Here is a 26,168-nt window from a genome sequence, read left to right as displayed (position 1 = left end):
CAAATCCTCCCTTATTATCGAAAAAGTGGCGCCGGGCCGGGGGGGAGGTCCCGGCGCCAAGCTGGTTATGCAAAGGGATAATCCATGTCGAAATAGTGCCGGGCGTGGCGCCCGTGCACTTCCATCCAGTCGTCGATCAGCGCCCGGATCATCTGGAAGGGATTGTCCTGCTGATGGGCGGAACCGCCGCCGTGGCCGTTGCCATTCCCATTGGAGGAGTTGATGACGTCTTGGGGCCGAGTACCACCGACAAACTGATCCGCGCCGCCGCCCGTATTGAATACGAGCCGATGGTCGGACGTCAGTCCGGATATATCGACCGTGTCGGCGCCCCGGCCACCGTTGACGGTGATCGTATTGAAGTTGAGGCTGGTCGGATTGAAATCGCCGATGACGAGGATCGTATCGCCACCGTTCACTCCTGATCCGCCCGGCGGGACGCCTCCCGGCGACGACACGTTGAGCGCGTTGACGTTGATCTCCTCGATGTTGTCGAGTTCGGCCACAATCTGCGCGTTTCCGGTGCCGTTGCGCGTGACGACGATTTCCGTGTTGGCATTCAGTCCGGTTATGCCCGCAGCTTCGGCTGCGGCCCGGGCATAGATACGGAAGGTTTCCGCTCCCGCCACGCCGTTGAGCACGAATGTATCCGTGCCCGCGCCGCCATCGACCAGATCCCGGCCACCGGTGGATCCGGTCTGCGTTATGGTATCGGTCCCGTCGCCGCCATTGACGATGTCGTTGCCGGCACCACCGTTGATCGTGTCGGTGCCAGCAAATCCAAACACCGCCTGCGAGCCCGCGGCACCACCGGCGCCATTGAGGTTGTTATTGTTGCCGCCGGTTCCGGCCACAACCGCATAGTTGACGCCATTGAACCGCAGCGTTTCGACATTGCTCACCGTATCGACGCCCTCGGCGCCGGTGTTGTCGGTGACGACAAGTGACGTTCCGGTGGTCGTGACGCTGTAGTTTCCGACCGGTCCGGCGAACACCGCGACGTCGTTGTCGCCATTGCCGTTGATCGTGTCGTTGCCCGCGCCGCCGGTCAGCGTGTCATTTCCTGCCCCGCCGGTCAGCGCGTCGTTGCCAAGACCGCCGGTGACGGTGTCGTTGCCGCCATCACCATTCAGCGTATCATTACCGTCGTTGCCCGACAGCGTATCATTGCCGCCGCCACCGTCGCCGGTGTCGTCGCCGGCCGTGCCGACCAGGCTGTTGTTGGCGCCATTGCCGTCCCAGTTGACCCCCGTCGGTCCGGTCGCGGCGGATATGACCTGCTCGGCCGTACCTCCGCCATCGGTGAAGTTCACCGCGACGCGCAGTCGAAGCCCGGCCTGATCACCGAACACGAGTCCGGCATTGTCGTCGGGCGTGAACGTCGCAGCGGTCGCCCCGGCGATATTGGCCCAGGTGACACCGTCGACCGACTGCTGCCATTGGTAGCTGAAGGCGCCGAGCCCGTTCGGGTCGGCAATCGCCGCCGTATTGACGGTCAGCTGCAGCCCTTCCCTCGGCGTCAGGTCGCTGATGACGGGCTGGCCTGTCGCCGGCTGGTTGACCGCGATCTCGACGTCCGAGAAGCGCATGCGTTCGATGTTGCGCAAATTGTCGGTGCCGTCGAGCTGCGTGCCGCGCGCATGCGCCACGCTGATCGTGCCATTGGCATTATAGGTGATGTCGTAATTGGCCCTGAGGTCCGAGAACACGGCGATGTCGGTGTCGCCCGCCGTGGTGTCGGTCAGGATTTCGCGGACAATCACAAGCTGTCCCGGATTGAATGTCCGGTTGAACATCCGCGTCACCAGCTCGGTCATGCTGTTGGCCGTGGCGATTTCCGCGCCGGTGCCGCCATCGGGACCGATATTCTGGCGAACGCTGATCCGCACGTTCAGCCATTTGTCGCCATCGATGATGTCGTCGCCGGCATTGCCGCGGATAAGGTCGCTGCCATCGCCGCCGAGGATGATGTCGCCGGCGTTATACGAGGTGACACCCGCTCCGACGACGGCCTGAAGACCCGCGATCCGCGCGATGCCCGCGGCGTCGAGGTTGCTTCCCGTATATCCTTCCGACCCGCTGATCGCCGGGTCAGGATCGAACGGCGCGCGTTCTGCCGCGGTGATGTTGGAACCCGACAGGATATCGTTGAACCGCGACCCCGACAGCCCTTCGACGCTTTCATAGGCGTCCTGCGTCGCATTTGGCGGCGGCGTCGGATTCTCGTCGAACACGATCCCGCGCGTCAGATCGGCGTCGGTGCCCGCGATGTTATCCTTATAAATCGCCCAGTCCCAACCGGACATGCCGGCCATCTTGGCGCGACCCGGGCTGCCGACCATGATGTCGTCACCGCCTTCAGCGATGAACTCGTCGAAGCCGCCGAGCCCGAAGAACACGTCATGGCCCACGACACCGTCCTGCGCGAAAATTTCGTCGAAATTGTCGCCGGGCGCGCCGTCGAAGGTGCCATGCTCGATCCAGTCGTCCCCCTCGTTGCCGAGGATGCGTTCGGCGGTGATGTTGCCGAGGATGAAGTCATTGCCTTCACCCGCAAAGACTTCCGACCCGGCGTCGCTGCCGAGCACGATGAAGTCCTGACCGCGCCCGCCGAGCACCAGGTCAAGGCCGGGTCCGGTGTTGATCGCATCATGGCCGTCGCCGAGCTTGATATTGTCATCGCCGCCGATGTCGCGGACGACGTCGTCGCCTGCCCCGGCATTGATGATGTCGTTGCCAGCTCCGCCTTCGAGCGTATCGTTGCCGCCATCACCGAAGATCGTGTCGTCGCCTTCGCTGGCGATGATGATGTCGGCGCCCTCGGTGCCGCCCAGAACCACATGCTCGTCGCCCGTATAGCGAAGATAGTTTGTGTCGGGACCGACGGTGCCGGGGTTGTTGCGAACGACAAGCGGGGTCAAGATGCCGCCGCCGGTCGGGTCGGTGCTCTCGAGATCGCCGTCACCGTCCAGATCGTTGAACTGGCGCGTCGGGTCGACCTCCAGGATCAGTCCGGGCGTCGAGAAGACGTCGGAAGGAAGATGCGTCGCATTGGTGTTGCGCATGATCATCCCGGCGAAGCTGTTGCCTTCCATCTCGCTGAACAGGTGCAGGCCGTCGAGACGCTGGAGATAATAGAAGCGGTCGGCGTTCTGCAGCTGCTCCATCTGTACTTCGAAGACGAAATTGAAGGTGGAGCCGAGCATGCCGCCAAAGGGCAGGATCTTTTCGGCAAGACCGCCGATCCAGAGATCGACATTGTCGAGGCCGGTGGTGGTGACTCCGTTCGGACCACTCGCCCAGGCCCCCTCGCCGTTGAGGAAGTCGAACGCATCGGGCGCATCGGCCGCCAGGATGACGCGATCGTCCAGCGGATCGTCGGGATCGCCCAGCACTGTCTGATCGGTGCCGAAGATGATCGCCATCGCCGCGGCACGCTTGCCCTCTACCGTCGTTTCTCCGGTGATCAGCGAATGCGTGCCATAAGCCGCGACGAAGTTGATGATCGACGCCTCATTCTTGAGATTACCGGCGAAGTCGACCCAGCTCTCATAGGGTTTCAGCCGCGCATCATTGTTGGTCACCTCATAGAATTCGCGGCGCGCGGCGTTCAGCGAGGGAACGCCGGTATCGCGTCCGCGGGCAAGGTTGATCGTCGCGAGGTCGAGCGGCAGGCCCAACAAATTGTTGCGCAGCGCGCTGGTGACGAATTCGTCGATCTCGTTGCCGACCTGACGGGTCATACCGCGGATGATGTCGCCCGCTGCCAACCCGTCCGCGATAACGCCGTTAACTCCGTTGAACGCCGTGGGATTGAGGAAGCCATCGATCAGGCTGATGTCGTCGGGCGTGAAGGTCGGGCCGAACCGGGAGATATCTTCGGTCAGCATCGAGTGGCCGAAGCGATAGACGACGTGCGCGAATTCGGCGACGATGTCGGGATTGATCGTCGTGTCGAACCCGTCGGGCACGATGAAGAAGTCGACTTGCGGCTGAATCTTGCGCGCGAACTCCTCGAACACGAGATGCTGATACTGCATCTCGGTGCCGAATTTCGCGGCCTGGAACAAGCGTTCGCCGTCCCATACCAGCGCCGCGACTTGAGCCGGGGTGGTCGGCAGCGACGCGACGTCATCCGCCAGCCATTCGTTGAGGAACGCAAGGTCGCCGGAAGCCAGAACGACCTCCTTGGTGTGTTCGACCAGGCGGTTATGCTCGGCATGGAACACATGGTGGACCGCGGTCAGGCCGATGTTCTCGTTCACGCGGCCGTCGCCCGCCATAAAGTGCGCGTCGAGCAGCTCGTCGTCATAAACCAGCGGGTTGTTGCCCGGATTCTGCAGGCCAATCGTGATATCGCCATCCTCAATGCCATTCGGCACCGCGGTGTGGGCGATGTCGGCAAGGAACGCGCTGTTGGTGCGGATCGCGGTGGCAAGACCCACCGGCGCGCCCGGCGTGCCCGATATCACGATGTCGTCGGCGGTGTTCGGAATCCCGTCGACGCCGACGCCCGTGATCACCTGCGCATAGCCCGCGGCGTTGGGGATGAAATTGCCGTACGCGTCGGTCCGCAGCAAGGGCACCTTGCCCACGTCCTGATCGGTGAGCAGGATGCCGAGCATCAGCGCCTGTTCCTTGACCTCGCCCCAAGTCGCCATGCCGCCGGGGGAGCCGCCGGCGCCCTCGATCAGCTTGCCCGTCGCAACCGGATGGCCCGCCGCGTTCACTTCATACTGGCGCAGGAACACCTGATGCGACGCGTGTGAAGCATAGGTCTGGTTCTGATCGACGTAAGAGGTGGTCGTATTGACCGGCCGCACATCGTCGGCGGTTCCCATGATGCCGTCGGTGCCCGCTGAAACCGTGGCGCGGGTCAGCACCATGAAGTTGGTTTGGCTTCCCTCGACATAGAGCGGGTCGTCGGGCTGGAGCGGGATGAAGACGGTGCCGCTGCCCCCCTTGTTGACGAGATCGAGACCATGATCGAAGAATTGGCCGAACAGGGTAAACCACGAGTTGAACGAGGCCGACAGGCCGCCGTCGGGCGAAATGTTCGGCAGATGAACGTTGTCGCCGTCCATCTCGAGCCCATATGGCGCGAGCGCCGCGTCGCGGACGACGCGCGCGGCCTCCAGATCGGCAACGGTCAGGTCATGCGCGGCGGTCGCGGCGGCTAGGGCGGCCTGCGCGGCGACCTCGGCGGGCGTGTCGCCTGGCAGTCCATCGTCCGCGACGGTCGCCGCCGTCTGCGCGTTCTGTTTTACGACGCGTGCCTGATATTCGGCGTCGGAGGCGGGTTTGAAGGTTTGATAGATGGCCGTGATCGCTGGCAGATCGCCCAACGGATCGGCGCTGCCCGCGCGATCGAGTCCTTCCAGGATGGCGGCGGGATTGCCCAGCGTCTGATCGACCAGCAGGTTGGAGATCGTCCTCAGACTGCTATCGAAGACGAGCGAGTTCGGGTTGTTCGACGGATTATAGTTCGGCGATGTCGGCATCGCCGGAGCCGGTCCCGGCCCATCGGGGTCGAAAAGCGTGCCGTCGGCCGGTCGGTAAACCGGATCGAGCAGCGTCGGGAACGGCACGTTGGACGCCCCCCATTTTTCCTGACCCGGGAGTAGATGGTTGTTGCTTCCATCGACCGTGCGCAATCCGAAAGAAAGATTGTACGCCGGGACAAGTCCGCCCGGTCCGTAAAGCGGCTGCCCTGCAGCATGCGCTTCGGCAATCTTGATCTGATCAAGAATGAATTCGAGATCGCTGCGGATATACGTAACCATGCTTACCTCCCTGCAGTAAACCCGCCCACGCCGCCCACCTGCCGGCGCGGTCTTCGACTCGCGATACGCGGTCGATCTGCGGATTTTGAGGTTGCAAGCTAAGTCTTATATTGTGTCGCCGTCGAGTTGGACTGGCGACCTACTACGTTCCCGCCTTTCTATATTCACGCGGTATATAACGATGTCACAATCGATATAGTACTTTTGATATAGGTGCTCGCGCAAGACGCAAACCAAAGGGCCCGCGACGGGCGGGCATGGAAAAAGAAGAGAGGGAGGCTGGTTTCAGGCGGCGACGAAAATGGTCGGCCGGTGGCGACGAAGCCTGGCTCAGCGCCGGTACGAGATTTGAGACACGCCGCTAAAATTGCGCTGCAACATCGGCCTTCCCCGCTTCTCTTCGAGAAGGCCGGGCAGATATGTCTCGTCCGCGCTGTCATTATACGCCCGCGCCTGCATCACGGCGACCGCGCTGACCCGGTTGTGCACACCCAGCATGCGAAATGCCGCGGCAATATGAACCTTCACCGTTCCCTCGGCGATGCTCAGAAGCCGCGCGATTTCCTTGTTCGAGCGCCCGGCTGCGAGGAGGTTCAGAACCTCGAATTGACGCCCCGTCAGCGCCGTCTCGTGCGCCCCGCCGTCGTCGTCGGCGATGCTCGCCTTCCGGGCATGCAGGTCGGAAAGGAACGACGGGACATATATCTGCCCCCCCAGCACCTTCAGCAAGGCGTCCGCCATCTCGTGGACCGGATAATCTTTTGGTATATAGCCGTGGACGCCAGCCCCCAGCGCGTCGAGCACCATCTCGCGGTCGCGGGATGCGGTCACGACGACGACGCGGACGTCGGGATATTTGACGCGCAGATCGCGCAAGCCTTCGCGCTTGTGCATTCCCGGCAAGCCGAGATCGATCGTCACAAGATCAATCGAACGCCGCGACGCCAGTCGAGCGATGACGGACGGAAAGTCCCAGGCTTCGCTCAGATCGGATAGGCCGAGATTTCGCGCGAAAAGTGTGGTCAATCCTTCGCGACAAAGCGGATGGCTATCCGCAACCAAAATTTCACCTATTTCCTTCGCCACGGATTTGCCCCCCACGGGTACTTGCCTAGGCACGCGCCGACAAACATACGCCCGCTTGACCCCCTTCCCGCCGCCGCGACCCGTGCGAGAAGGCACTCTTTTTGTTAAGAAACGAATCGGTCTCGTTAAGACTATGCGCCTAAGCTGACGCCAACCTGACGGTTAACTTAGCTGACGATCGGATTGTTCAGCAATTTGGTGGACGCCTTGAAATAACAGCCCAATTTCTTTTCGGTCAGGATTTGTCACCAGCCTGGCATGGTGGATTTCGGCAATTCGCGCCACGATCGCGAGGCCCAGCCCCGCTCCGCCAGCGTTCGCATGATCGGCGCGAGCGAACCGCTGGCTGAGCGCCGCAAGGTCCGCAGCCGACAAGCCACCCCCCTCGTCCCTGACACAAATTCGGGCATCCGGGCCGACCGAGATCACGACCGTCCCGCCCTCGGGCGTCACCCGCAGCGCATTCTCGACGAGGTTCGACACCGCCGCCGCAAGCGTTTCCCTTATTCCCGAAACCATGGGTTCGCCCTCGACCGCCAACGCGACATGCCTGCCCTGCTCCGCCCCCAGCGGCGCAAAGCGGTTGGTCACGTCAATCGCCACGTCGGAAAGCGAAACGATATCGTGGGGGACGGGGCGCGCCACATGGGCCTCCACCTGCGCCATCATCATGATCTGACCGACAAGCCGCTTCATCGCGGCGACGTCCTTCTTGAGCCTGAGAGCATCGGGCGAACCCAGCCGGTCCAGTTCGATCATCAGGATCGCCAGCGGCGTCCGCAGTTCGTGGGCGACATTGGCGGCAAAGGCTTCGCGCTGCTCCGCAACGTCGTCGAGGCGCGCCAGCAGATCGTTCAGCGCGCGCGCGAACGGCTGTGTTTCGAGAGGAAATTCCTCGAGACTGACCCGAAAACCGCGATCGGTGCCTACCACCGAATCCATGCGGGCAGCTGCCGTGCCAAGCGGGGCGAGCGATGTCCGAATGACCCACCTGACCGCGAAGAACATCGGCACCATAAGCAGGAGGAGCGGCAGGACGACATGTTCCGCGATTTCGAGCCATTCGCCACGCCAGCCATCCGACGCCGACTTTTGCTCGAGCATGACCTCGACATCGAAGCTCACGAAAATGATCAGCGCAAGACCGCCAAACACACCCGTCCATGCAAGACCGCGCGTCAGGCGACGGGATACGGAATGCGGCGCCTTAATCCCCGTAGTCCCGGAGCAGATAGCCCATTCCGCGGACGGTCACGAGCCGGTCGGGATCATCGGCATCGCTGAGCTTGTGGCGAAGTCTGGACACAATGGCTTCGACCGCATTGGGCGTAACCGGTTCGTCGAACCGGTACAGCGCTTCCTCGATGGTCGATCGGCGCACGACCGCCCCGGCCCGGCGGATCAGCAGTTCCAGCAAATCGGCTTCGCGGCGGGTCAATTCGATGGCTTGATCGCCGCTTCGCGCCGTCCGCGCTGCCACGTCGAACGCCAGCTTCCCGGCCCTGATGACCGGCGGACTGCGGGTTCCCGGCCGGCGCAGGAGCGCGCGAAGGCGGGCGGCGAGTTCCTCGATTTCGACAGGTTTGACCAGATAGTCGTCCGCTCCGCCATCAAGGCCGGCGACCCGATCCCCCATTCCGTCGCGCGCTGTCAGGATCAGAACGGGCGGCAGGGGGTGGCCCGGCCGTTCGCGGCGCAGCCATTCGAGCCCGTCACCGTCCGGCAGCCCAAGATCCAGAATGATCGCATCATATGTCACGCTGGCAAGAGCGGCCTCGGCTTCGTCGATATTCCCGACACCGTCCCCGCTGAATCCATGCTGAGCAATGCCATGCGAAACGAGCCCCGCCAAACGGTCGTTGTCCTCTACAATCAGGACACGCATGTCGCACCAATCGGCAACGGAGCCCCCCACGGTCATCGCCAGGCACGCCCCCAAAACGAACCCCCGCATCAAGGGAAGCTGTTGCCGGTCCGCCGAGTATGAACTCATTATTCGCGAAATCAAGAAGGCCTACATTAGCATCATCGATGCAGTTGGCAGGAACGCCGCCAATCAAACTGTGAATGCCGGGCCTTCCGCTAACCGGAATTATCCCGCTGACTTCCGGTCGCACCGCGAACAAACAATTCCAAGTGAGGGAAGCTGCGTTAAGCGGGGCGGCTCGTCCGGGTCGGCGGACGGCATCTGCCGGGCAAGGTGGAAACTCTCACGGCGTCGAGGCTCCGCGACCGCGCGCATGGCCCCGTAGCGGAACGCCTATGGGATCATATCCGCTCGCGCTACGCGTAACCCCGCCGTGACAGGTTATCGGCGCGCCTCCGTTGCCATCCTGACGGCGAGGCCGGCGAGTACTGCTCCCATCATCCAGCGCTGGACGATGGCGAATGTCGGACGCCGCGTCAGAAACACTGCGATCGACGCTGCGGAGATCGCAATTACGGCGTTGACGAAAACGCTGATGACGATCTGAGTCATCCCCAGAACAAGCGCCTGCCCCAATATGCTCCCACGTGCCGGATCGATGAACTGCGGTAGCAACGACAAATACATCACGGCGATCTTGGGATTCAGCAGATTGGTCAGAAATCCCATGAGAAAAAGCTTGCGCGGGCCGTCCCGAGGCAGGCTCCTGATCTCAAAGGGCGAGCGCCCCCCGGGGCGGACCGCCTGCCAGGCGAGCCATAGCAGATAGAGGGCGCCGACGATGCGGATCGCGTCATAGGCAAAAGGCACTGCCATCACGAGGGCGGTGATGCCCAACGCCGCACAAAGCATGTAGAAAACGAAACCCAGCGCGATGCCGCCCAGAGAAATCAGGCCCGCGGCCTTACCCTGAGCGATGGACCGCGATATGAGATAGACCATATTCGGCCCCGGCGTCAGGACCATACCGAGAGCGATGGCGGCGAATGTCAGCAGGCTGGTCATCTCGGGCATAGGCCCACTCCATTAAAGGATGCGCGAAGGAAATGCCTCTCCGATGATCCCGCTGAACTCCCGCCAGACAATCTGTCGTGAAATGAATCGGCGGGTCACACTCGAAGAGGGCGAAAGAAGGCGCGGATATCCTCGGCAAGCAACTCGGGCTGTTCGAAGGCAGCAAAATGCCCTCCCCGTGGCAAGCTGGTCCAATGAACGATGTTGAAGGCACGCTCCGCCCAACTCCGTGGCGGCATAGGCAATTCGCGCGGCAGGGTAACAACGCCGCATGGCGGCAGTATCTTTTCACCGGCCGCGAGATGAAAGGGACGCTCACGCGACCCGCTGTAGAAGCGCGCTGCGGAATGGGCCGTGTTGGTTACCCAATAGATCATCACATTCGTCAAAAGCTCATCCAATGCAATGGCTTCGTCTGGAACCGAAACGCAATCGCTCCACGATCTGAATTTTTCCAATAACCATGCCGCGAGCCCCGCAGGGGAATCGGTGAGCCCATACCCAAGGGTCAGCGGCTTGGTCGACTGTATTGCGATATAGGCGCCTTCGGTCTCAGCCCACTTACCCACGCGGTCGAGATAGACTTGTTCCTCGTCGCTCACGGGCGGGTCCGATGAACTTATCCCGGGTCGGAAGCGGGTCGACAGATAGTTCAGATGCAGGCCGCGAATGCGGTCCGGGTATTGCAACGCCAGCGCAGCGCTGACCCACGACCCCCAGTCGCCTCCCTGTGTCCCGAACCGGCTGTAACCGAGCCGCTCCATCAACGTGACCCACATGTCGGCAACCACCGAATAGTTCATGCCCGGTCTGGTTGGACGGGCGGAAAAGCCGTGACCGGGTATCGAGGGAACAACGACGGTAAACGCATCTTCGGCGCGGCCCCCATGGGCCACGGGATCGGTCAAGATCGGAATGATCCGCAACATCTCCACGAAGCTTCCAGGCCAGCCGTGGGTAAGCACCAGCGGCATCGGTTCCGGCCCGACGCCTCGTTCGTGAATGAAGTGAATCGCGAGGCCATCGATTTCGGTGGTGTATTGATGAAATCCGTTAATCCGCGCCTCCTGCTGTCGCCAGTCATATCGATCGAGCCAGTATCGAACGACATCCTGCATGTATGAGACCGGGGGACCATATTGCCATGGTTCGGCACTCACTTCGTCGGGCCAGCGGGTGGCGCGTAGACGATGCCGCAAATCAACAAGGACATCTTCTGCGATTGCCAGCGAGAAGGGACTTATTTCAAAGCAGGACAATGATTTATCCCGGCAAGCGAGGCGAGCGATCCGACAGAGGCGGCGCTTGCCAGTTCAACCACTCGCCCGGTTTCAGGACGGTCACGGATGATCCACCGGGCCGGCTCGCATCATGTAAAGCGCCCAGAGGATCAGGCACCTCCGAGTAGCCGTCGGCGCCAACAACTCCGTAATGGATCGGCACGATCCGCTCCGCACCGAGGATCGCAGCCGCGGCGACAGCCTGTTTTGGCGTGAGCACGGCGGGTTCGTCCGTCGCCGGCTGGCGCCATGAAAAGGCAGCGCCGTTGATTGGCAGGAACGCAGCGTCAAAAGAACCGAACTGCCGGCCTACCCGCCACCAGCCACCGTGCATCATCGTGTCGCCGCCGTGAAATATTCTGCGTCCGCCGCCTGATACGACCCATGAAACCTGAAGATCGCCATAACCATCGGATGCGGGAACCGGAGTCGCGGTAAAATCGCCGAAGATTTGCGGCTCCCAAAGGGGGCACGACCGCTGGCGCACATTGGCTGGAAGCCCGCCGAAAGGCTGCGTCCCGGCGGCATATGCCAACGTCCCGCCATTTTTCAGCGCTGCTGCAATGGCGGCCGCGTCGCCATGATCCGAATGCCTGTGGGTGATCAGGACGATACTCTCGCCGACCGGATCATCCACGGCAATCAGCTTGTCGGAAAGGGCAGCCCCCCAGACAGCCGGATCGATCAGCGGGTCGATGAACAACGTCGCGGCAGGCAGCTGAAGGCGCATGCCCGCCCAGGCCAGACGTTGAACACGCAGCTGCTGCGGCGGCGTCGCCGCGCGCGCTGCGGTGCGCCCCGACGATGCGACGATCGCTGCAGCACCAATGGCGCCGCAGATCATTTGCCGCCGGCTTGAGCTTTCGCCGATGCGGTATGGCGAGGGCAAGATCACAGGAGGTTGAAACCGATGAGCCGCACGCCTGTCTCCGTCCGCGGCTGATGCTGGCTGTCGGGATCGAAATGAAGGTAGGTGCCGACACCGAACCGCTGGTCGCCCTCAATAACTTCTCCATCGAGAATGAAGACGTCCTCGCCCCCACCCTGATGATGGTCAACATGCGGCCATTCGCTGCCGGGCGCCATTTCGACAATCCATGTGCGGACGCCGGGACGCGAGGGCAGATCGCGTCGAATGCACCCGGGACCGATAACGATTGCTTCGCAACTGTCGAATGAAACGGGCGTGAGCCCTTTTGGCTGGAACATGAATTTCTTCTCCGATCGCCGCCATTCTATGTATCGGGAGATCGTGCAGATAGTTTATCAGGCGACATGCTTCGGTGCATAAAACTCACCGCTTGTCATCGGGCAGAGGAGTAGAACTTGTTGAATATCCCGCCTTCAGAGGCCTTGATCGCTGCGATAGAAGCCGCCCGGACAGGTTCGATGACCGCTGCAGCGGAACGGCTGGGGATAACGCATGGCGCTGTCAGTCGCCGGATACTTTCACTTGAACAGTGGCTTGGAACGCCCGTATTCGAACGGCTCGGTCGCGGCGTTCGGCCGACACCCCAAGGCACTATCTTCCTGCGCCGCGCCGAGCGATCGCTAAATGCGATCGAAGCGCTTCGGTCCGAACTTGGCAGCCGACGCGATCCCGGCGCCATCCGCATTTCCGCGCTTCCATCGATGGTCCGGCTATGGCTGATGCCGCGGCTACGCCGCCTCGAAGCGATCGCCCCCGGACGCACGATAGAAATCATTCCCGAACATCGGATGGCGCAAGTCCAGAACCGGGATATGGATATCGCGGTGCGGTATGGCACCGGATCGTGGCCCGGTGTCGATACACATCTCCTCTTCCCCGACATCGCGATTCCCGCCGCCACACCCGAACTTGCGGCGCGGTTGGCCGGAATTTCAGCGCGGGACCTGATGAAAGAGACATTATTAATCGACGGTGACAGCTCAGATTGGCAGGAATGGGGCCGTCGTGCCGGGATACAAAGAACCTTATTGGGGTCGAAGCGCCAGTTTCTTGATCACGATGTCGCGATCGAAGCCAGCCGCCAGGGACTTGGCGTGATCTTGCTGCGCGCGCCGATGGCGGCCTCGGCACTCTATGACAAAAGCCTGCAGGCGCTGCCCTTTCCCGCCATACTGAGCATGCGCGCACATTATATCGCCGTCCGTGCGGGCGAACGCCGTCCGGACGTACTCGCGCTGATTGACGAATTAAGATCAATCGGTGCTGAAGCCACGGCGCATTTCAATGGCGCCTTTCCCGAAATTGCCGCGCAAGCCTTCGACGCGCAGGGCAATTAGCTTCGCAGGTCAGTGCGACAACTTCGGCATTCGACTCCAGACGTACCGCTGCGACCGCTGCCGACTATTCCATTTAACCAGCCGTACAAAGGGCAAACCGACACTTCGGGGCGGGTGAAACCCAATTCTGTAGCGGGCCGTTGGCGGTCGGTCGGCATTTAGGTGTGAATCATGCGGAGCGGGCATTGCAATTGCCGTTCCGCTACGACGCGAAGCTCGCGAGACTATGCGATGATCGGCAGGCCCGGAAAGCCGTGCGAGCTTCCCGGGCGCCTTGGTATGGTCGTCAGAGGCTGACCTTCACATTGGCATAGAAGTAGCGTCCGACGATATCGTACATGCTGCTGTTGTAGTAGAGCGTCGGCATATAGGGCGGCTTGACATTGCCGATGTTCCTGACGCCGAAACCCACCATATGGTCGTCATCGATATCAAAGCTGAGGGCCAAGTCGTTATAGAGCCGCGACGGGACGCTATTGTCGTCATAGGATTCGGGCGAGTCGACATTCTCTTCATATTTGCTGGCGCTGATAAAGCGGGTGTCGAGGCTGATGTTGAAGCCGCCAGTCTTGTACGACACGAGCAACGTCCCGCGGAAACGGGGATTCTGCCAGCCTCCGTCGTTGATGACGTCGCCGGCCGAAATGCCTGGCGTCGTCTCGGTCACATTTTCGAGCAGATAGCTGCCCTTGAAGCCGAGCCGCAGCTGCCCACCGCCAAGCGACGCCCGGTAGTTGGCCCCGACATCGATACCGCGCGCATACATGCGCGAGGCATTCACCTGCGTCGAGGTGATCGACACCGGATTACCCAGCGGCGCCTCGCGCTGCGAAAGCTTGCAGAAAGGATTGTCGATCGTCGGCAGGTCGACGCAGAGATAGAGGAGGCGCGAATAGTTGAACTGGGTGATGACATCCTTGATGTCGATGCTCCAATAATCCGCGGTCAGATCGAACCCGGGAAGGAATTTCGGTTCGAAAATGACACCAAGGGTCAGGCTGTTTGAGGTTTCGGGCTTCAGATCCGGATTACCACCGGTCGTCACCCACGGACCGACCTTGACGTCGGGTAGCGGGGTGGTGACCCCGAGCGCCGCGCAATTGGCAGCCCGCGTCGCGCTGGCATAATAGGCGCCGAGTTCGCAGGGATCGTCGATCGAACCCTGTTGGGTGATGATCTGTGCTTCATAGAGCTCGCCGAAGTTGGGCGTGCGCACGCTGCGTGATCGTACGCCGCGGAAGGTCAGACCATCGATCGGCGCCCAGGTCGCGCCCGCCTTCCATGTATGGGTGCCGCCGACCGTGCTGTAATCGGAATAGCGATAGGCGCCTTCGACCTCCAGCCGGTGCACAAAGGGCAGGTCCCGGAGCACCGGAACGACGACTTCGCCGTAGAATTCGGTCACGCTGGACTTGGCGTCAAGCTCGGGGTGGGCGGCAGGGCCGCTCGAATAGACCAGCTCGCCAGTGAGCGCGAGCGGATCGTCTCGCGTCTTGAGCGTATCCACGCGATATTCGGTCCCGACCGCGATCGAGACGTCGCCATAGGGCAATGCAAAGAGATCGCCGTTTACGCTGGCGCCGAATACCTTCTGCGTGTTGACGCGTCGTTCCTTGCGATCCGCCATCACATAATTGAGCAACGCCTCGCTCGGCGCATCCTGTCCGAAAATATTGAGCGGCAGGCAGCCCGCCGCCCGTGCTGCGGCATCGCGGCATATCGGCGCGCCGGTCACGGGATCGGCGATGACGTCGCGCGCGGCGATCCAGCGCGACTTGTACGGAATGTTTCGCGTGGTCACATTATCCACGGCGCGGCCATATTGGGCGAAAGCCTGCCAGCGGAAATTGTCGGTGAGCTTGCCGCCGAGCGTCTGACCGAAGGTAAAGGTGTCGCGATCATGATCGTCGGTGCGGATGGGGAAATTGCCGAAGGTCCGCGAGATCCTGAGCTTGGTCAGATTGTTCGCCAGCATCACCTGCCGGATGGAATCCGGCAGATAGGGATTGTCGAGAGAAGCGACTGACCCGCCCGCGCCGCCGAGAAAGGTTGCGCGGCTGTCGTCGCGATAGGGCGAGGCGGTGCCCCGATATTCGGTGCGCGCGTATGAGAAATAGCCGCCATAATCGATCGCGTCGGTCAGCTCATAATCGTAGCGCCCCATGACCGCGAGCGCCTGCTGACCGCCGCGTAGCTGGCGCTGGTCTTCGAGGTTACGGCCGTCGCCGCCGTCGCCCAGCGCAAACTCGCCCCGGCCGTAATAGACGTCGTGCACGGCTTCGCGGACATTATTGCCATCGAGAATATAGTTCTTGTTGTTGAGGAAGAAGGTCGGCTCGTAAGAATAATAGATCTGACGATAGTGATAGAGCGTGACGCGATCTGGGATGCCGTCGCCGATGCCGGTGTTGGCGGGATTGGGCAGGTACAGCGGCTGGTCATCCCAACTGTAGCGGTCCTGCATCATCAGCGGCGTTGTCTTCGAATAGGTTGCGCCGAAGGTAAAGGAACCGCGGTCGTCGGCGAACTTGCCGCCGGTCGCCAGCGACACCTGAAATTCCGACCCGTCGCCCTGCTGCGAAATGCCGCCAGTCGCCATCAGCGTGGTCTTGTCGATGTTGCGCTTGGTGATGATGTTGACCGCGCCGGTGACGGCGTCGGCGCCATAGATAGCGGCTGCACCGCCGGTGACGACCTCGATCCGGTCGATCATCCCGGCAGGGATCATGTTGATGTCGACCGCCGAGGATCGCGCCGAGCCCGAGACCCGCCGCTGGCCGTCGATCAGGGTCAGGCTGCGATTGGTGCCCAGGTTGCGGAGATTGATCGAAGCAACACCGCCATCCCAATTCTGGCCAAAGCTGCTGTTGAGGCCGACACCCAGCCCCACCGCGGGATCGCGGGTCAGCGCATCATAAGCGCTGATGCGGCCGAGATCGAATGCCTCGTCCATGCTGGTTACGCTGACCGGCATGGCCGAGTCGATTTCGGGGCGCGCAATGCGCGACCCCGTGACGACGATGGCTTCGCTCGCGTCTGCCTGGCCCCCATCGCTGGTGTCCTGCACGGGCGATGCTACCTCCTGCGCCCTGGCATGGGCCATATTGGATGCCACCAGCGCGGCAATCGCGGTTGACAGGCAGGCGCGTACAATTGAAGCTCTGGACGTCATAGGAAACCCCTCCATGTTGGTAATGGATCGCCGGTCTTTCGCCGGGATCTGTTCAAGCGGATATTATTTGCAGGTCGCGAGCCGGGTCATCCCGAGCGCGATGGCGCCCAAAGGGCCGGCGCGATCCCCAAGCGCGGTAACTTCGATCATTCTATTGATATCTCTAGATAAATTATCAAAATAGCCGCCTAGCGAGGCGATCACCGCCCCGCGCGCCCGTTCGACCAGCCAGGGACGCGCGCAGACGATTCCCCCGCCGAGCGCGATCCGTTCGGGCGACAGGGCAAGAATGAGGCCGACGAGCAACTCGCCGAGATCGTGGACGACGCCGTTCCAGACAGGATGCGCGTCTTCGACCTGCTCGCCGGTCATAGCGCTTCGCTTGGCGATCGCCGGCCCTGAGATCAGTCCCTCGATACAGTCGCCGTGAAATGGGCAATTCCCCGGAAAATCGTCGCCCGGCATGCGCCGCGCCTTCAGATGTCCAAATTCGGGGTGCAGCCATCCGTGCAAAGGCTCCCCGCGCACCACGCAGCCGACGCCGATACCTGTTCCAAGCGTGATGTAGGCGTTGCACGACGTATCGGCCGCGCCGCCCCACAACGTCTCGGCCAGCGCCGCCGCGTTAACATCCGTGTCAAAGCCTATCTCAACATCCAGAAGGCGCCGATAGCGTCCGGCGATATCGGTGCCGACCCAGCCCGGCTTCGGCGTGTTGAGCACGAACCCCCAGTCGGACCGGCCACGATCGACGCCGACAGGCCCGAAACTGGCGATGCCGAGCGCGTCCGGCTGCCGCTCGCGCCGCCACCGTGCGAACAATTCATCGACGGTGCCGAGCGTCGAGCCGGGGTTGGTCGTCGGGATCGGGACCGCCTCGACGATATGATGCCCCTCCGCTCGCAAGGCGACGCATTTCGTCCCGCCAAGCTCAAGGCCGAAGATATAGGGGCCCGTCATCGGTTGCTTCCCTGCATCCCGGGGGCGCCCATCGCGGCTTGACGGTCACCGTTGGTCGAAAGATGCGGCATCACGCGCTCTTTGAGGAGATCGGTTTCGGCGGCGCAGCCCTGCGGCGGCTTTCCGCTGACGCGCAGCACGGCCAATTCGGTGCGCGCATCGGCCAGCTCGGCTTGATAGGCCGGCTTGCCCGCGACCGCGGTCATTGTCGCGGTCGCCGACACCATTCCGGCCTCGACCGCGCTCTCGTTATGCGCGCCGCAAACGAAGCGGCTGTCGCCATAGGCGCGTCCCCGCTCGAGGATCCGCTGCGCCCGGTCGGGGGCCAGCGACGCCAGCACCAGCGCATAGGTCCAGCCGCGCGTCGTGTGGCCCGACGGATAATCATAGCTGACGCGGTGGGCCTTCGCGTCATAAAGTTCTTCGCGGGCCTGGCATATCTGACCCTCGTCGATCGTATAGGGACGGTGGCGCTGAAAAACCGCTTTCGCTTCGTCGGTTTCGCGCGCGGTGTCGATGCTGGCGCGATCGAGCAGGCGGGCGAGCCTCGGCGCCTCCTCAGGCGTGAGCGCGACACCGGCGGCGCAGCTGAAGTCGCGGAGCAGCGACGCCGTGTCGAGCCTTGCGTCGCTGGTCGCGAGCGCCCAGCGCGGCGTTCCGATCAATGCCCTTGTCGCCCGGAAGATTTCGCGATCGGTCTCGTAGCGCGGGTCGCCGGGCCGCGGCGCGGGCTCGACAATATCCACGACGCCGAACTCGTCGGGCGCGAGATAACCCGCGATCGGCTCGGCGCTGCCCGCGCCAGCGGCGCAAGCCAGGGCGAGCGCCGCGCCCAGTGAAGCCTTGATCCGTTTCGGCATCTCTTGCCTCCCTTCCCTTCGCGCCTTCGCTATTCCGCCCGCTTCACTGTCCGCGCACCGGCAGCGCAGGCAGCTTCGCCGTGGGCAGCGAGACCCCCATTTCGCGCGCGATCGTCGGTGCGATCTGCCGCATGTCGATGATTCCAAGATCCTTTCCAGCGGCGATGCCCGGCCCCTTCATGAAGAAGGCGGAGTGCACGTCGGGCCGGGTCGTCGGACTGGTCAACGCGCCGTGATTGCCGCGCACGGTCGTGAATTTCTCGACCAAAGGACCGGTCAGCCCGCTGCCCATGGCGTAGCCTTCCTTGAAACCCACGACGAACGAAGCATTGGGCGCCATGCCGAGCGCAGCGATTTCGCCGCCTTCATAGATGTGGTCGATCCCGTTGACCGGGTCCTGCGCCAGCGTGCGCAGCAATTGTCGTACCTGTGCCTTGACCTGTTCGTCGTCCGGCTTTTGCAGGACGATCATCCCCGTGCCGCCGTTCCACGCGAAGGCTTTCCACGATTCGACCGACTTGCCCGCAGGGTCGCGCAGCGCGATCAGCCCCGCCTTCACCAGCGCCGCATTGAGGTGAACGGCATGGGTCCAGCGATAAAAGCCATGGTCCGAGGCGATGACGATTTTGGCGTCGGGATGCACCTGCCGTTCGGCGGCGATGAGGCGGCCGACCGCGGCGTCGATCCGCTCGAGCTCGGCGAACGCCTCGGCGCTCTCCGGACCGTGGTCATGCTCCTCATGGTCGAGTGCCCCGAGATGGATCGTCAGGAGATCGGGGTGCTTGTCCGCGATGATGCGGAGCGCGGCCGCTTCGATCCGCCGGTCGTTCGCCGCGACGTCGGGTTCCAGATAATAAGGGCCGATCGACTTCTCGAGCTGTTCCAGATAGCCCGGCGGCTGCGACACCGCTTCCATCAGATATTGCGCGCGTTCGGTGCCGTTGCGGCCGAATTCGGGAAGATTATAGTCGATGTCGGCCGCGTGGGCGGTGACGGGCCAGCACAGGCTGGCCGTGACCCCTCCCGCCTGATGCGCGGCGTGCCACAGGGTCGGCGCCTTGATTTCCGAATAATAGGAATGCCACTCGCCGCGCTCCTTGCCGAGCGGGTCGAACACCGCATTATTGTAAATGCCGTGTTCGGAAGGATGGACGCCGGTGATGAGGGTCGTGTGGTTGGGATAGGTCACCGTCGGGCTGACGTTGACGACCCCCTTGGCAAAAGCGCCCTCCGCGAGGAAGCTGCGCAGTACCGGAATCGACAGCTTATACTTGTCGGCCTGAAGGACATGGTCGGGCATGAGACCGTCGATCGTGATGAGCAGGACCGGCCGGGGGCGAGCGATGTCCTGACGGGCCATCGCCGGGCCCGACGCGAGCACCGAGCCGGCGACAACCGCCGCGATCGCGCTTTTCCATGCAAGTTTCACTAATTTTCCTTTCCGGCGAAATAATCGTCGTCAGCAGCAGAATAGGCGCCAAGAATTGCTCGAAATTCTGCTGCTTCGTTCAAATTTATCTGAATAGCTTCAGGTCGATCGACTGGACGACCGCGGTGTATCCGGCATCGCTGCCGTGGAGGTGATCCCCGGAATGATAGTCGGCGCGCATGCTGGCCGGATCGGCCGGGTCGGCGAGCGCCCTGTCGAAATCGAACACCGCATCGAACGCGCCGCTGGTGCGGATGAAGCGGTTGATTTCCTGACGGGCCGCCTCGCCCTCCGGCGACCAGTAGCTTGCGCCCTTGAACGGCGCGATCGTCGCGCCAAAGACCTTGATATCGTGCTGGTGCGCGCGGTCGATAATCTGCCGGTAGGCGGCGATCATCTGCGCAGCGTCGGTCAGGCGGCCTTGGAGCAGCCTCTGGGTCTCGGCGGCCTCGCCCTGATAATGCGCGTAGGAACGGCCGATGTCGTTTATGCCTTCGAACAGGATCAGCGTCTTGACGTTCGGAAGCGAGAAGACGTCGCGATCGAGCCGCGTCAGCGCGCTTTCGCCGGTGCCGTCGCCCAGCACGCGATTGCCGCTGATGCCGGCGTTCGCAACGCCCCAGACACGGCCGCCCCGTGCCGAGAGACGGTCGGCGAGTTGATCGGGCCAGCGCCGGTTGCCGCCCCAAGTCGAACCGGTGCCGTTGGTGATCGAATCGCCGAACGCCACGACCGTCGCGGCATCGCCCGGTGCGTCGACATCGACCGAGGCGAGAAAGGCCCGATCCTTGACGATCGCGGCAGGCTCGAATGGCCCGGCGGTGAAATCGCCCGGACCCGATACCTGGGTATCGTCGAGCGCGTTGTTGTGGCAGGTGCAGGGGCCGGTGTCGCCCGGCAGATAGAGGCTGATCGCCATCCGCGCACGCGCCGGCACCGCGATCTTCACGCTGTCGCTGAGCAGCGGCGCACCGCGCGCCATCGTCGCGGTGCGGGCGCCGCCAAAGGTCAGCTCGCGGGCCGTGCCGGCAATCTCCTTGCCGTCATCGCCTACGAAGACGATGCGCGCCGCGCCGATCGCGAGCGGTGTGGCGCCAAAGGCATTGGTGAAGCGTACGCGCAGCGCATTGCCGCCTGCCGAGAGGCGAACGACCTGGCGCAGCGTCTGGTTCGAAAAGGAGGCAGCCTTGGGCCCGGGCGGGATCGAGCCCGCCGCCCAGCTCGCCACCCATTTGGCCTCCGCCGTCGCGCTGAATGCAAGCGCAATGACAGGAACAAACATTCCCAACATAATTCTATTCGATTTGCGCATTACCAATATCCTCACCACGAATCATTATTTTCTATTTTAGAAATATTATTATATATTTGTTACATACCCGATTTTATTCTGTTTCCACTGTGATGTATTATTTCATCTACGAATCTTTACCAACAGGAATAGCCACCGTCGGCGAGGACGATGCTTCCCGTCATCAGGCTCGATGCGTCGGACGCCAGGAACAGGACCACCGCCGCCACCTCATCGACCTCGCCCATCCGGCCCATCGGCGTACCGTCGATCCAGCGGTGGTACATGTCCGGTTTGGTCTTCACGAAGGCGTTGAGCGGGGTATTGATATAGGTCGGCGCAACGGCGTTCACCCGGACACCGCGCGGCGCCCATTCGGCGGCGAGCGAGCGCGTCAGATGATGGACCCCCGCCTTGGAGGCGTTGTAGAAACTCTGTTCCTGCGGGCGGTTGACGATGAAGCCGCTCATCGAACCAACATTGACAATGGCGCCGCTGCCTTGCGCCAGCATGTGCCGCCCCGCTGCACGCGCGCACCAGAAGGTGCCATTGAGGTTGACGTCGATGACGTTGCGCCAATGTTCGTCGGGGACGGTTTCCGCGGGCGTTTCACTGCGCGCAATGCCGGCATTGTTGACGAGGACGTCGATGCGGCCGTGCCGCGCGACCACATCGTCGATCGCGGCGGTTACCGCGTCGGGGTCGGTGACATCGAAAACAGCGGAGGAAAGCCGCGCTCCGGGCCGTTCGCGCAGCGCCTCGTCCAGCGGCCCCGCTGCCCGATCGGCGAGAATCACCGTTGCGCCGGCCTCGAGCAGCGCATCGGCAATCGCAAGTCCGATCGCGCCAGCACCGCCGGTGACGAGTGCGACCTTTTGAGGCAGACGAAAACGATCAATATACACTAGACGGTCTCCTCAAAAATGTTGGCCCCAGGAGCCGGCGCCGGCGCCGGCATGGCGCGGTCGTCGGCGTCGAAACGGTGGACGGCCCCCGGCGCGATACGCAGCTGGACGGTATCGCCGGAGCGAAAGTCGAGGTCGGGCACACCGCGGGCGATGAGCGTTTCGCCGGATTGCGCGCCCAGATGAACGAAGCTGTCGCTGCCAAGATATTCGATGGCCTGAACCGCGGCCGATATCGTCCCGGCGGGATCGATAGCCAGATGCTCGGGCCTGACACCGATCGTCACCGCCCCGTGTTTGGCGGCGATCGCGCCGCCAAGGAAATTCATGCGCGGCGAACCGATGAAACCCGCCACGAAACGGCTCGCGGGGTTGCGGTAGATCTCGCCCGGCGAGCCCGCCTGCTCCACCCGGCCGTCGCGAAAGACGACGATCCGGTCGGCCATTGTCATCGCCTCTGCCTGGTCGTGGGTGACGTAGATCGCCGTAATGCCCAGTTGCTGCTGGAGACGCCGGATCTCGATGCGCATCTGCGCGCGCAGTTCCGCGTCCAAGTTGGAAAGCGGTTCGTCGAAGAGGAACGCCTTGGGTTCGCGCACGAGTGCCCGGCCGATTGCGACGCGCTGCCGCTGCCCGCCGGACAGGGCCCCTGGACGCCGATCGAGAAACGGCGTCAGGTTGAGCATTTCGGCGACTTGCTCGGTGCGCTCTGCAATCTCGGCGCGCGGCCGGCGCGCGACCTTGAGCGCGAAGCCGAGATTGGCGCGCACCGTCATGTGCGGATAAAGCGCGTAGGACTGGAACACCATCGCCAGCCCCCGCGCCGCGGGTGACGTCTGCGCGGCATCGACCCCGTCGATCAGCAACCGGCCCGAGTCGATATCCTCGAGCCCGGCAATGAGCCGCAGCAGCGTCGTCTTGCCGCAACCCGACGGGCCGACGAAAACCGTGAACGCGCCATCGGGTATGACGAGATCGATGGCATCGGTCACCAGATGGTCACCGAAACGCTTCGTTACGCCTTCAAGGACAATGCCGCTCATCGCGAACGGGTCCGATCAATCATTTGACAGCTCCAAAGGTAAGACCGCGAACGAGCTGCCGCTGGCAGAGCCAGCCGATCAGCAGGACCGGGACGATGGACAGGATCGACGCCGCCGACAGGCGTGCCCAGAACAGCCCCTGGGGGCTCGAGAAGGCGGCGATGAAGGCGGTCAGCGGCGTGGCCTCGGTGGTCACGAGATTGAGGGTCCAGAAGGATTCGTTCCACGCCAACGTGAAGACCAGGAAGAAGGTGGACGCGATGCCCGGCAGCGCTAGCGGCGCGAGCACCGACACGAGTTCCTGCCACAGCGAGGCGCCATCCATGCGCGATGCCTCCAAAATTTCGCCGGGCACCTCACGGAAATTGGAGAAGAGCATCCACACCGCGATCGGCAGATTGGCGGCCGCGAGCAGCAGCACCAGCCCGGTCCGGCTGTCGAGCAGCCCCCAATCGCGGTAAAACAGGAAGATCGGAATGAACACGCCGACCGGCGGCAGCATCTTGGTCGACAGCATCCAGAGCAGGATACCGCGCGTCCGGTGCGTCGGCGCGAACGCCATCGACCAGGCAGCCGGGATCGCCAGCGCAAGAACCAGAGCCGAAGATCCGCCCGCGACGATCACCGAATTGACCAGCGAATGGAGATAGTCTCCCTCGGCGAGGATTCCGCGGTAGTTCGCAAGCGTCCAGTCGAACGAGAGGAAGCGCGGGGGAAAGGACACGGCTTCGAGTTCGGTCTTGAAGCTCGTCAGCAGCGTCCAGAGCAATGGAAAAGCGATTGTGAGCGACGCGGCCCATGCGAACATGGTTGCGATCGCGCGATGTCTGCGGCGCGTGCGCATCATGCCTCCAGCGAGCGGCCGACCGCCCTGATAAGAAAGATGGCAAGGATGTTCGCGAAGACGACGGCAACCAGCCCGGCGGCGGAAGCGGCCCCGATGTCATATTGGAGCATCGCCTGCGAATAGACGAGGAACGCCAGGTCGGTGCTGGCGGTGCCGCCGCCGGTCGTCACGAGGATTTCGGCGAAGACCCCGATGAGGAAGATCGTCTCGATCATCACGACAATGGCGATCGGGCGCGCGAGATGCGGGAGCAAGAGGTGGCGCAGGATCGCGGCCGCCGAGGCTCCGTCAAGCTGCGCCGCCTCGCGCAATTCGCGGTCGAAGGATTGCAACGAGGTGAGCAGGATCAGCGCCGCGAACGGCAGCCATTGCCAGGCGACGATCAGCGCGATCGACAGCAGCGGCGCATGCGAGAACCAGTCGTACGCCGGGAGCCCGAAAAGCGCCGCCAGCCAGGCGAAGAAGCCCGACACCGGCTGCATCAGCAAATTCTTCCAGAGCAGCGCGCTGACCGGCGGCATGACAAAGAAGGGCGATATGACGAGGAGCCGCAGCCCCCCCCGCCCGATCACCGGGCCGTCGAGCAGCAGCGCCAACCCGAGGCCGCCGGCGATGCTTGCCGCGAGCACGACCGCGATCAGCATCAGCGTGTTGACGAGCGCAGGCACGAAATCGGGACTCGCTACAAGCCGCGCATAGTTGCTCAATCCGACGAAGCCGCTGCTGTCAGGGAAAAGCAGCCGATAGTCACTCAGCGAAAATTTGATCGTCACGAGCAGCGGCGCGATCGACGCCGCGAGCAGCAGAAGGATCGCGGGAGCCAGCAGGAGGCGGCCCGGCCCCTGCAAATAGCTGCGCTGGCGAATAGCAACGCCGGCAGTCATTGATAATATCCCGCGTCGGTGAGCTGGCGCCGGGTCGCGGCCTGTGCCTCGGCCAGGGCGTCGCCCGTTGACACGCGTCCGGCGATCGCAGCGGAGAATTGCTGGCCGATCTCCGTTCCGATCCCCTGCCACTCGGGGATCGCGGCATATTGCACCCCGATATAGGGCACGTGCAGGCGGGAGGGCTTGCCAGGATTGGCGGCATTGATCGACTGCAGCGTGACGTCGGCGAATGGCGCCGCACGCCGATAGGCGGGACTCTGATAGAGCGACAGGCGGGTTCCTGGCGGCACGGCAAGCCAGCCCGCGCGCCGGGCAGCAACCGCGGCATAGCCAGGACCCGCCGCCCAGCTGATGAACTCTTTCGCGGCCGGGACTTTCTTCGAGCTGGCCGGTATGGCGAATGCCCAGGTCCACAGCCAGTTCGCGCTACGCCCGAGCCCCTGGTCGGGGGCCGGTGCGAAACCGACGCGATCGGCCACCTTCGACGTTTCGGGATCACTGAGAAATGGCGCCGCCACGGTGGAATCGAACCAGATCGCGCAGCGCCCCTGCGAAAAAAGCGCGAGATTTTCGTTGAAGCCGTTCGCGGCGGCACCCGGCGGCCCCCATTGCCGCAGCAGGCCGACATACATGTCGATCGCCTTGCGCCACTCGGGAGAGTCGAACTGCGGCCGCCACTTGTCGTCGACCAGACGGGCTCCATAGGAATGGGCGACGGTGAGGATCGAAGCCATATTCTCGCCCCATCCCGCCTTGCCGCGCAGGCAGATGCCGTAGACGCCGCTATCCGGATCGTTCAGCGCTTCCGCCGCACGCGCCAGATCTTCCCAGCTCGGCCTGGCAGGCATGGTCAGCCCGGCACGCCGGAAGAGATCGGTACGATACATGATCATCGTACCCTCGGCGTTGAACGGCGCGGCATATTGCACGCCGCGATAGGACACCGCCGCGCGAACCGGCGCGATGAGATCGTCGGCGCGATAGTCGGGGCCAAGGTCGTCGAGGGACTTGAGCCAGTTCCGCTTTGCCCAGATCGGCACTTCATACGCGCCGATCATGACGACGTCGTACTGGCTGCCGCGGATCGCGACGTCGGTCGTCACCTTCTGGCGGAGAATATTCTCCTCCAGCACCACCCATTTGAGTTTGATGCGCGGGTGCCCGGCTTCGAAACCCGCGGCAAGCCCCTTGAGGCGGACCATGTCGCCATTGTTGACGGTAGCAATCGTCAGCGTCGTGCGCGCGCCCTCGTCCGGCGCGCAGCCCGACAATGCGATCACCGCCAATAATGCCCAACCTGCCCGCATGCCTGCGGCCTCCCCTTATCATTGATCGCGAACATCGAGGCTCGCTGTTGCTGCCCAGATGGGAGCCCAAACTTTCATTATCCTGACAATCCGAAAGAAGCCTCGAGAG

19 protein-coding genes are annotated in these 26,168 nt (G+C 62.9%); 1 reads left to right on the top strand and 18 read right to left on the bottom strand.

Features of this window, described 5'->3' with window-relative positions:
• Positions 1 to 65: 65 nt before the first annotated feature.
• The 8 genes from ASD73_RS17585 to ASD73_RS23445 all read right to left on the bottom strand — a co-directional run bounded on the left by ASD73_RS17585 (position 66) and on the right by ASD73_RS23445 (position 12,299).
• Complete coding sequence (locus tag ASD73_RS17585; protein WP_056374439.1) at positions 66 to 5,783, bottom strand: peroxidase family protein; 5,718 nt, start codon at positions 5,781 to 5,783, stop codon at positions 66 to 68.
• 330 nt (positions 5,784 to 6,113) lie between these two features.
• Positions 6,114 to 6,869, bottom strand: a complete 756-nt coding sequence (locus ASD73_RS17580) for a LuxR C-terminal-related transcriptional regulator (RefSeq protein WP_235534569.1) — start codon at positions 6,867 to 6,869, stop codon at positions 6,114 to 6,116.
• Between the two features lie 162 nt (positions 6,870 to 7,031).
• Positions 7,032 to 7,994, bottom strand: coding sequence for a sensor histidine kinase (locus tag ASD73_RS17575; RefSeq protein WP_156407336.1), 963 nt, complete (start codon positions 7,992 to 7,994; stop codon positions 7,032 to 7,034).
• An 82-nt stretch (positions 7,995 to 8,076) separates the two neighbouring features.
• The gene (locus ASD73_RS17570; RefSeq protein ID WP_056374433.1) at positions 8,077 to 8,754 is read right to left on the bottom strand and encodes a winged helix-turn-helix domain-containing protein; all 678 of its coding nucleotides are present in this window, start codon (positions 8,752 to 8,754) and stop codon (positions 8,077 to 8,079) included.
• 423 nt (positions 8,755 to 9,177) lie between these two features.
• A complete protein-coding gene (locus ASD73_RS17565; protein ID WP_056374431.1) occupies positions 9,178 to 9,810 on the bottom strand; it encodes a LysE family translocator in 633 nt (210 codons plus the stop codon).
• 95 nt (positions 9,811 to 9,905) lie between these two features.
• The gene (locus tag ASD73_RS17560) at positions 9,906 to 11,069 is read right to left on the bottom strand and encodes an epoxide hydrolase family protein (protein ID WP_200934975.1); all 1,164 of its coding nucleotides are present in this window, start codon (positions 11,067 to 11,069) and stop codon (positions 9,906 to 9,908) included.
• A 4-nt stretch (positions 11,070 to 11,073) separates the two neighbouring features.
• Positions 11,074 to 11,934, bottom strand: a complete 861-nt coding sequence (locus tag ASD73_RS17555; protein WP_056375214.1) for an MBL fold metallo-hydrolase — start codon at positions 11,932 to 11,934, stop codon at positions 11,074 to 11,076.
• Positions 11,935 to 11,981: 47 nt separating this feature from the next.
• Positions 11,982 to 12,299, bottom strand: coding sequence for a cupin domain-containing protein (locus tag ASD73_RS23445; RefSeq protein ID WP_056374428.1), 318 nt, complete (start codon positions 12,297 to 12,299; stop codon positions 11,982 to 11,984).
• 117 nt (positions 12,300 to 12,416) lie between these two features.
• Between ASD73_RS23445 and ASD73_RS17545 the strand changes: the two genes are divergently transcribed.
• Positions 12,417 to 13,358, top strand: coding sequence for a LysR substrate-binding domain-containing protein (locus ASD73_RS17545; RefSeq protein ID WP_156377449.1), 942 nt, complete (start codon positions 12,417 to 12,419; stop codon positions 13,356 to 13,358).
• Between the two features lie 286 nt (positions 13,359 to 13,644).
• On the opposite strand, the gene ASD73_RS17540 is transcribed toward ASD73_RS17545, so the two are convergent.
• The 10 genes from ASD73_RS17540 to ASD73_RS17495 form a co-directional block, all read right to left on the bottom strand.
• The gene (locus tag ASD73_RS17540; protein WP_162248172.1) at positions 13,645 to 16,461 is read right to left on the bottom strand and encodes a TonB-dependent receptor plug domain-containing protein; all 2,817 of its coding nucleotides are present in this window, start codon (positions 16,459 to 16,461) and stop codon (positions 13,645 to 13,647) included.
• A gap of 132 nt (positions 16,462 to 16,593) precedes the next feature.
• On the bottom strand, positions 16,594 to 17,490 hold the full coding sequence (locus tag ASD73_RS17535) for an ROK family protein (protein WP_056374421.1): 897 nt from the start codon (positions 17,488 to 17,490) through the stop codon (positions 16,594 to 16,596).
• Entirely contained in the window at positions 17,487 to 18,350 is an 864-nt protein-coding gene (locus ASD73_RS17530; RefSeq protein ID WP_082521662.1) for an acid phosphatase, read from the bottom strand. Before ASD73_RS17530 ends, ASD73_RS17535 begins: the two co-directional genes overlap by 4 nt.
• A 43-nt stretch (positions 18,351 to 18,393) precedes the next feature.
• Positions 18,394 to 19,779, bottom strand: coding sequence for an alkaline phosphatase family protein (locus ASD73_RS17525; protein WP_056374419.1), 1,386 nt, complete (start codon positions 19,777 to 19,779; stop codon positions 18,394 to 18,396).
• An 85-nt stretch (positions 19,780 to 19,864) separates the two neighbouring features.
• Positions 19,865 to 21,061 carry an SGNH/GDSL hydrolase family protein gene (locus ASD73_RS17520; protein WP_056374417.1) on the bottom strand — a complete coding sequence of 399 codons (1,197 nt, stop codon included), beginning with the start codon at positions 21,059 to 21,061 and terminating at the stop codon, positions 19,865 to 19,867.
• 146 nt (positions 21,062 to 21,207) lie between these two features.
• Positions 21,208 to 21,975, bottom strand: coding sequence for an SDR family NAD(P)-dependent oxidoreductase (locus ASD73_RS17515; RefSeq protein ID WP_056374415.1), 768 nt, complete (start codon positions 21,973 to 21,975; stop codon positions 21,208 to 21,210).
• Positions 21,975 to 22,967: an ABC transporter ATP-binding protein gene (locus ASD73_RS17510; protein ID WP_235534568.1), complete on the bottom strand. Its 993-nt coding sequence runs from the start codon at positions 22,965 to 22,967 to the stop codon at positions 21,975 to 21,977. The genes ASD73_RS17515 and ASD73_RS17510 overlap by 1 nt, the downstream gene beginning before the upstream one ends.
• A 70-nt stretch (positions 22,968 to 23,037) precedes the next feature.
• A complete protein-coding gene (locus ASD73_RS17505; protein ID WP_200934973.1) occupies positions 23,038 to 23,826 on the bottom strand; it encodes a carbohydrate ABC transporter permease in 789 nt (262 codons plus the stop codon).
• A gap of 35 nt (positions 23,827 to 23,861) precedes the next feature.
• Positions 23,862 to 24,749 (bottom strand): carbohydrate ABC transporter permease, encoded by an 888-nt coding sequence (locus ASD73_RS17500; RefSeq protein WP_056374410.1) that lies wholly within the window; start codon positions 24,747 to 24,749, stop codon positions 23,862 to 23,864.
• A complete protein-coding gene (locus tag ASD73_RS17495) occupies positions 24,746 to 26,059 on the bottom strand; it encodes an ABC transporter substrate-binding protein (protein ID WP_082521660.1) in 1,314 nt (437 codons plus the stop codon). Before ASD73_RS17495 ends, ASD73_RS17500 begins: the two co-directional genes overlap by 4 nt.
• Between the last annotated feature and the right edge of the window lie 109 nt (positions 26,060 to 26,168).

The sequence above is a fragment of the Sphingopyxis sp. Root154 genome (assembly GCF_001427105.1).
GTDB lineage: Bacteria > Pseudomonadota > Alphaproteobacteria > Sphingomonadales > Sphingomonadaceae > Sphingopyxis.
This window is presented reverse-complemented; position numbering and strand designations above follow the sequence as displayed.

Coding starts and splice junctions, on each gene's coding strand:
- ASD73_RS17585 (WP_056374439.1), bottom strand. CDS start 5,783: ATGGTTACGTATATCCGCAGCGATCTCGAATTCATTCTTGATCAGATC.
- ASD73_RS17570 (WP_056374433.1), bottom strand. CDS start 8,754: ATGCGTGTCCTGATTGTAGAGGACAACGACCGTTTGGCGGGGCTCGTT.
- ASD73_RS17565 (WP_056374431.1), bottom strand. CDS start 9,810: ATGCCCGAGATGACCAGCCTGCTGACATTCGCCGCCATCGCTCTCGGT.
- ASD73_RS17555 (WP_056375214.1), bottom strand. CDS start 11,934: ATGATCTGCGGCGCCATTGGTGCTGCAGCGATCGTCGCATCGTCGGGG.
- ASD73_RS23445 (WP_056374428.1), bottom strand. CDS start 12,299: ATGTTCCAGCCAAAAGGGCTCACGCCCGTTTCATTCGACAGTTGCGAA.
- ASD73_RS17540 (WP_162248172.1), bottom strand. CDS start 16,461: ATGGCCCATGCCAGGGCGCAGGAGGTAGCATCGCCCGTGCAGGACACC.
- ASD73_RS17535 (WP_056374421.1), bottom strand. CDS start 17,490: ATGACGGGCCCCTATATCTTCGGCCTTGAGCTTGGCGGGACGAAATGC.
- ASD73_RS17530 (WP_082521662.1), bottom strand. CDS start 18,350: ATGCCGAAACGGATCAAGGCTTCACTGGGCGCGGCGCTCGCCCTGGCT.
- ASD73_RS17520 (WP_056374417.1), bottom strand. CDS start 21,061: ATGTTTGTTCCTGTCATTGCGCTTGCATTCAGCGCGACGGCGGAGGCC.
- ASD73_RS17505 (WP_200934973.1), bottom strand. CDS start 23,826: ATGTTCGCATGGGCCGCGTCGCTCACAATCGCTTTTCCATTGCTCTGG.
- ASD73_RS17500 (WP_056374410.1), bottom strand. CDS start 24,749: ATGACTGCCGGCGTTGCTATTCGCCAGCGCAGCTATTTGCAGGGGCCG.
- ASD73_RS17495 (WP_082521660.1), bottom strand. CDS start 26,059: ATGCGGGCAGGTTGGGCATTATTGGCGGTGATCGCATTGTCGGGCTGC.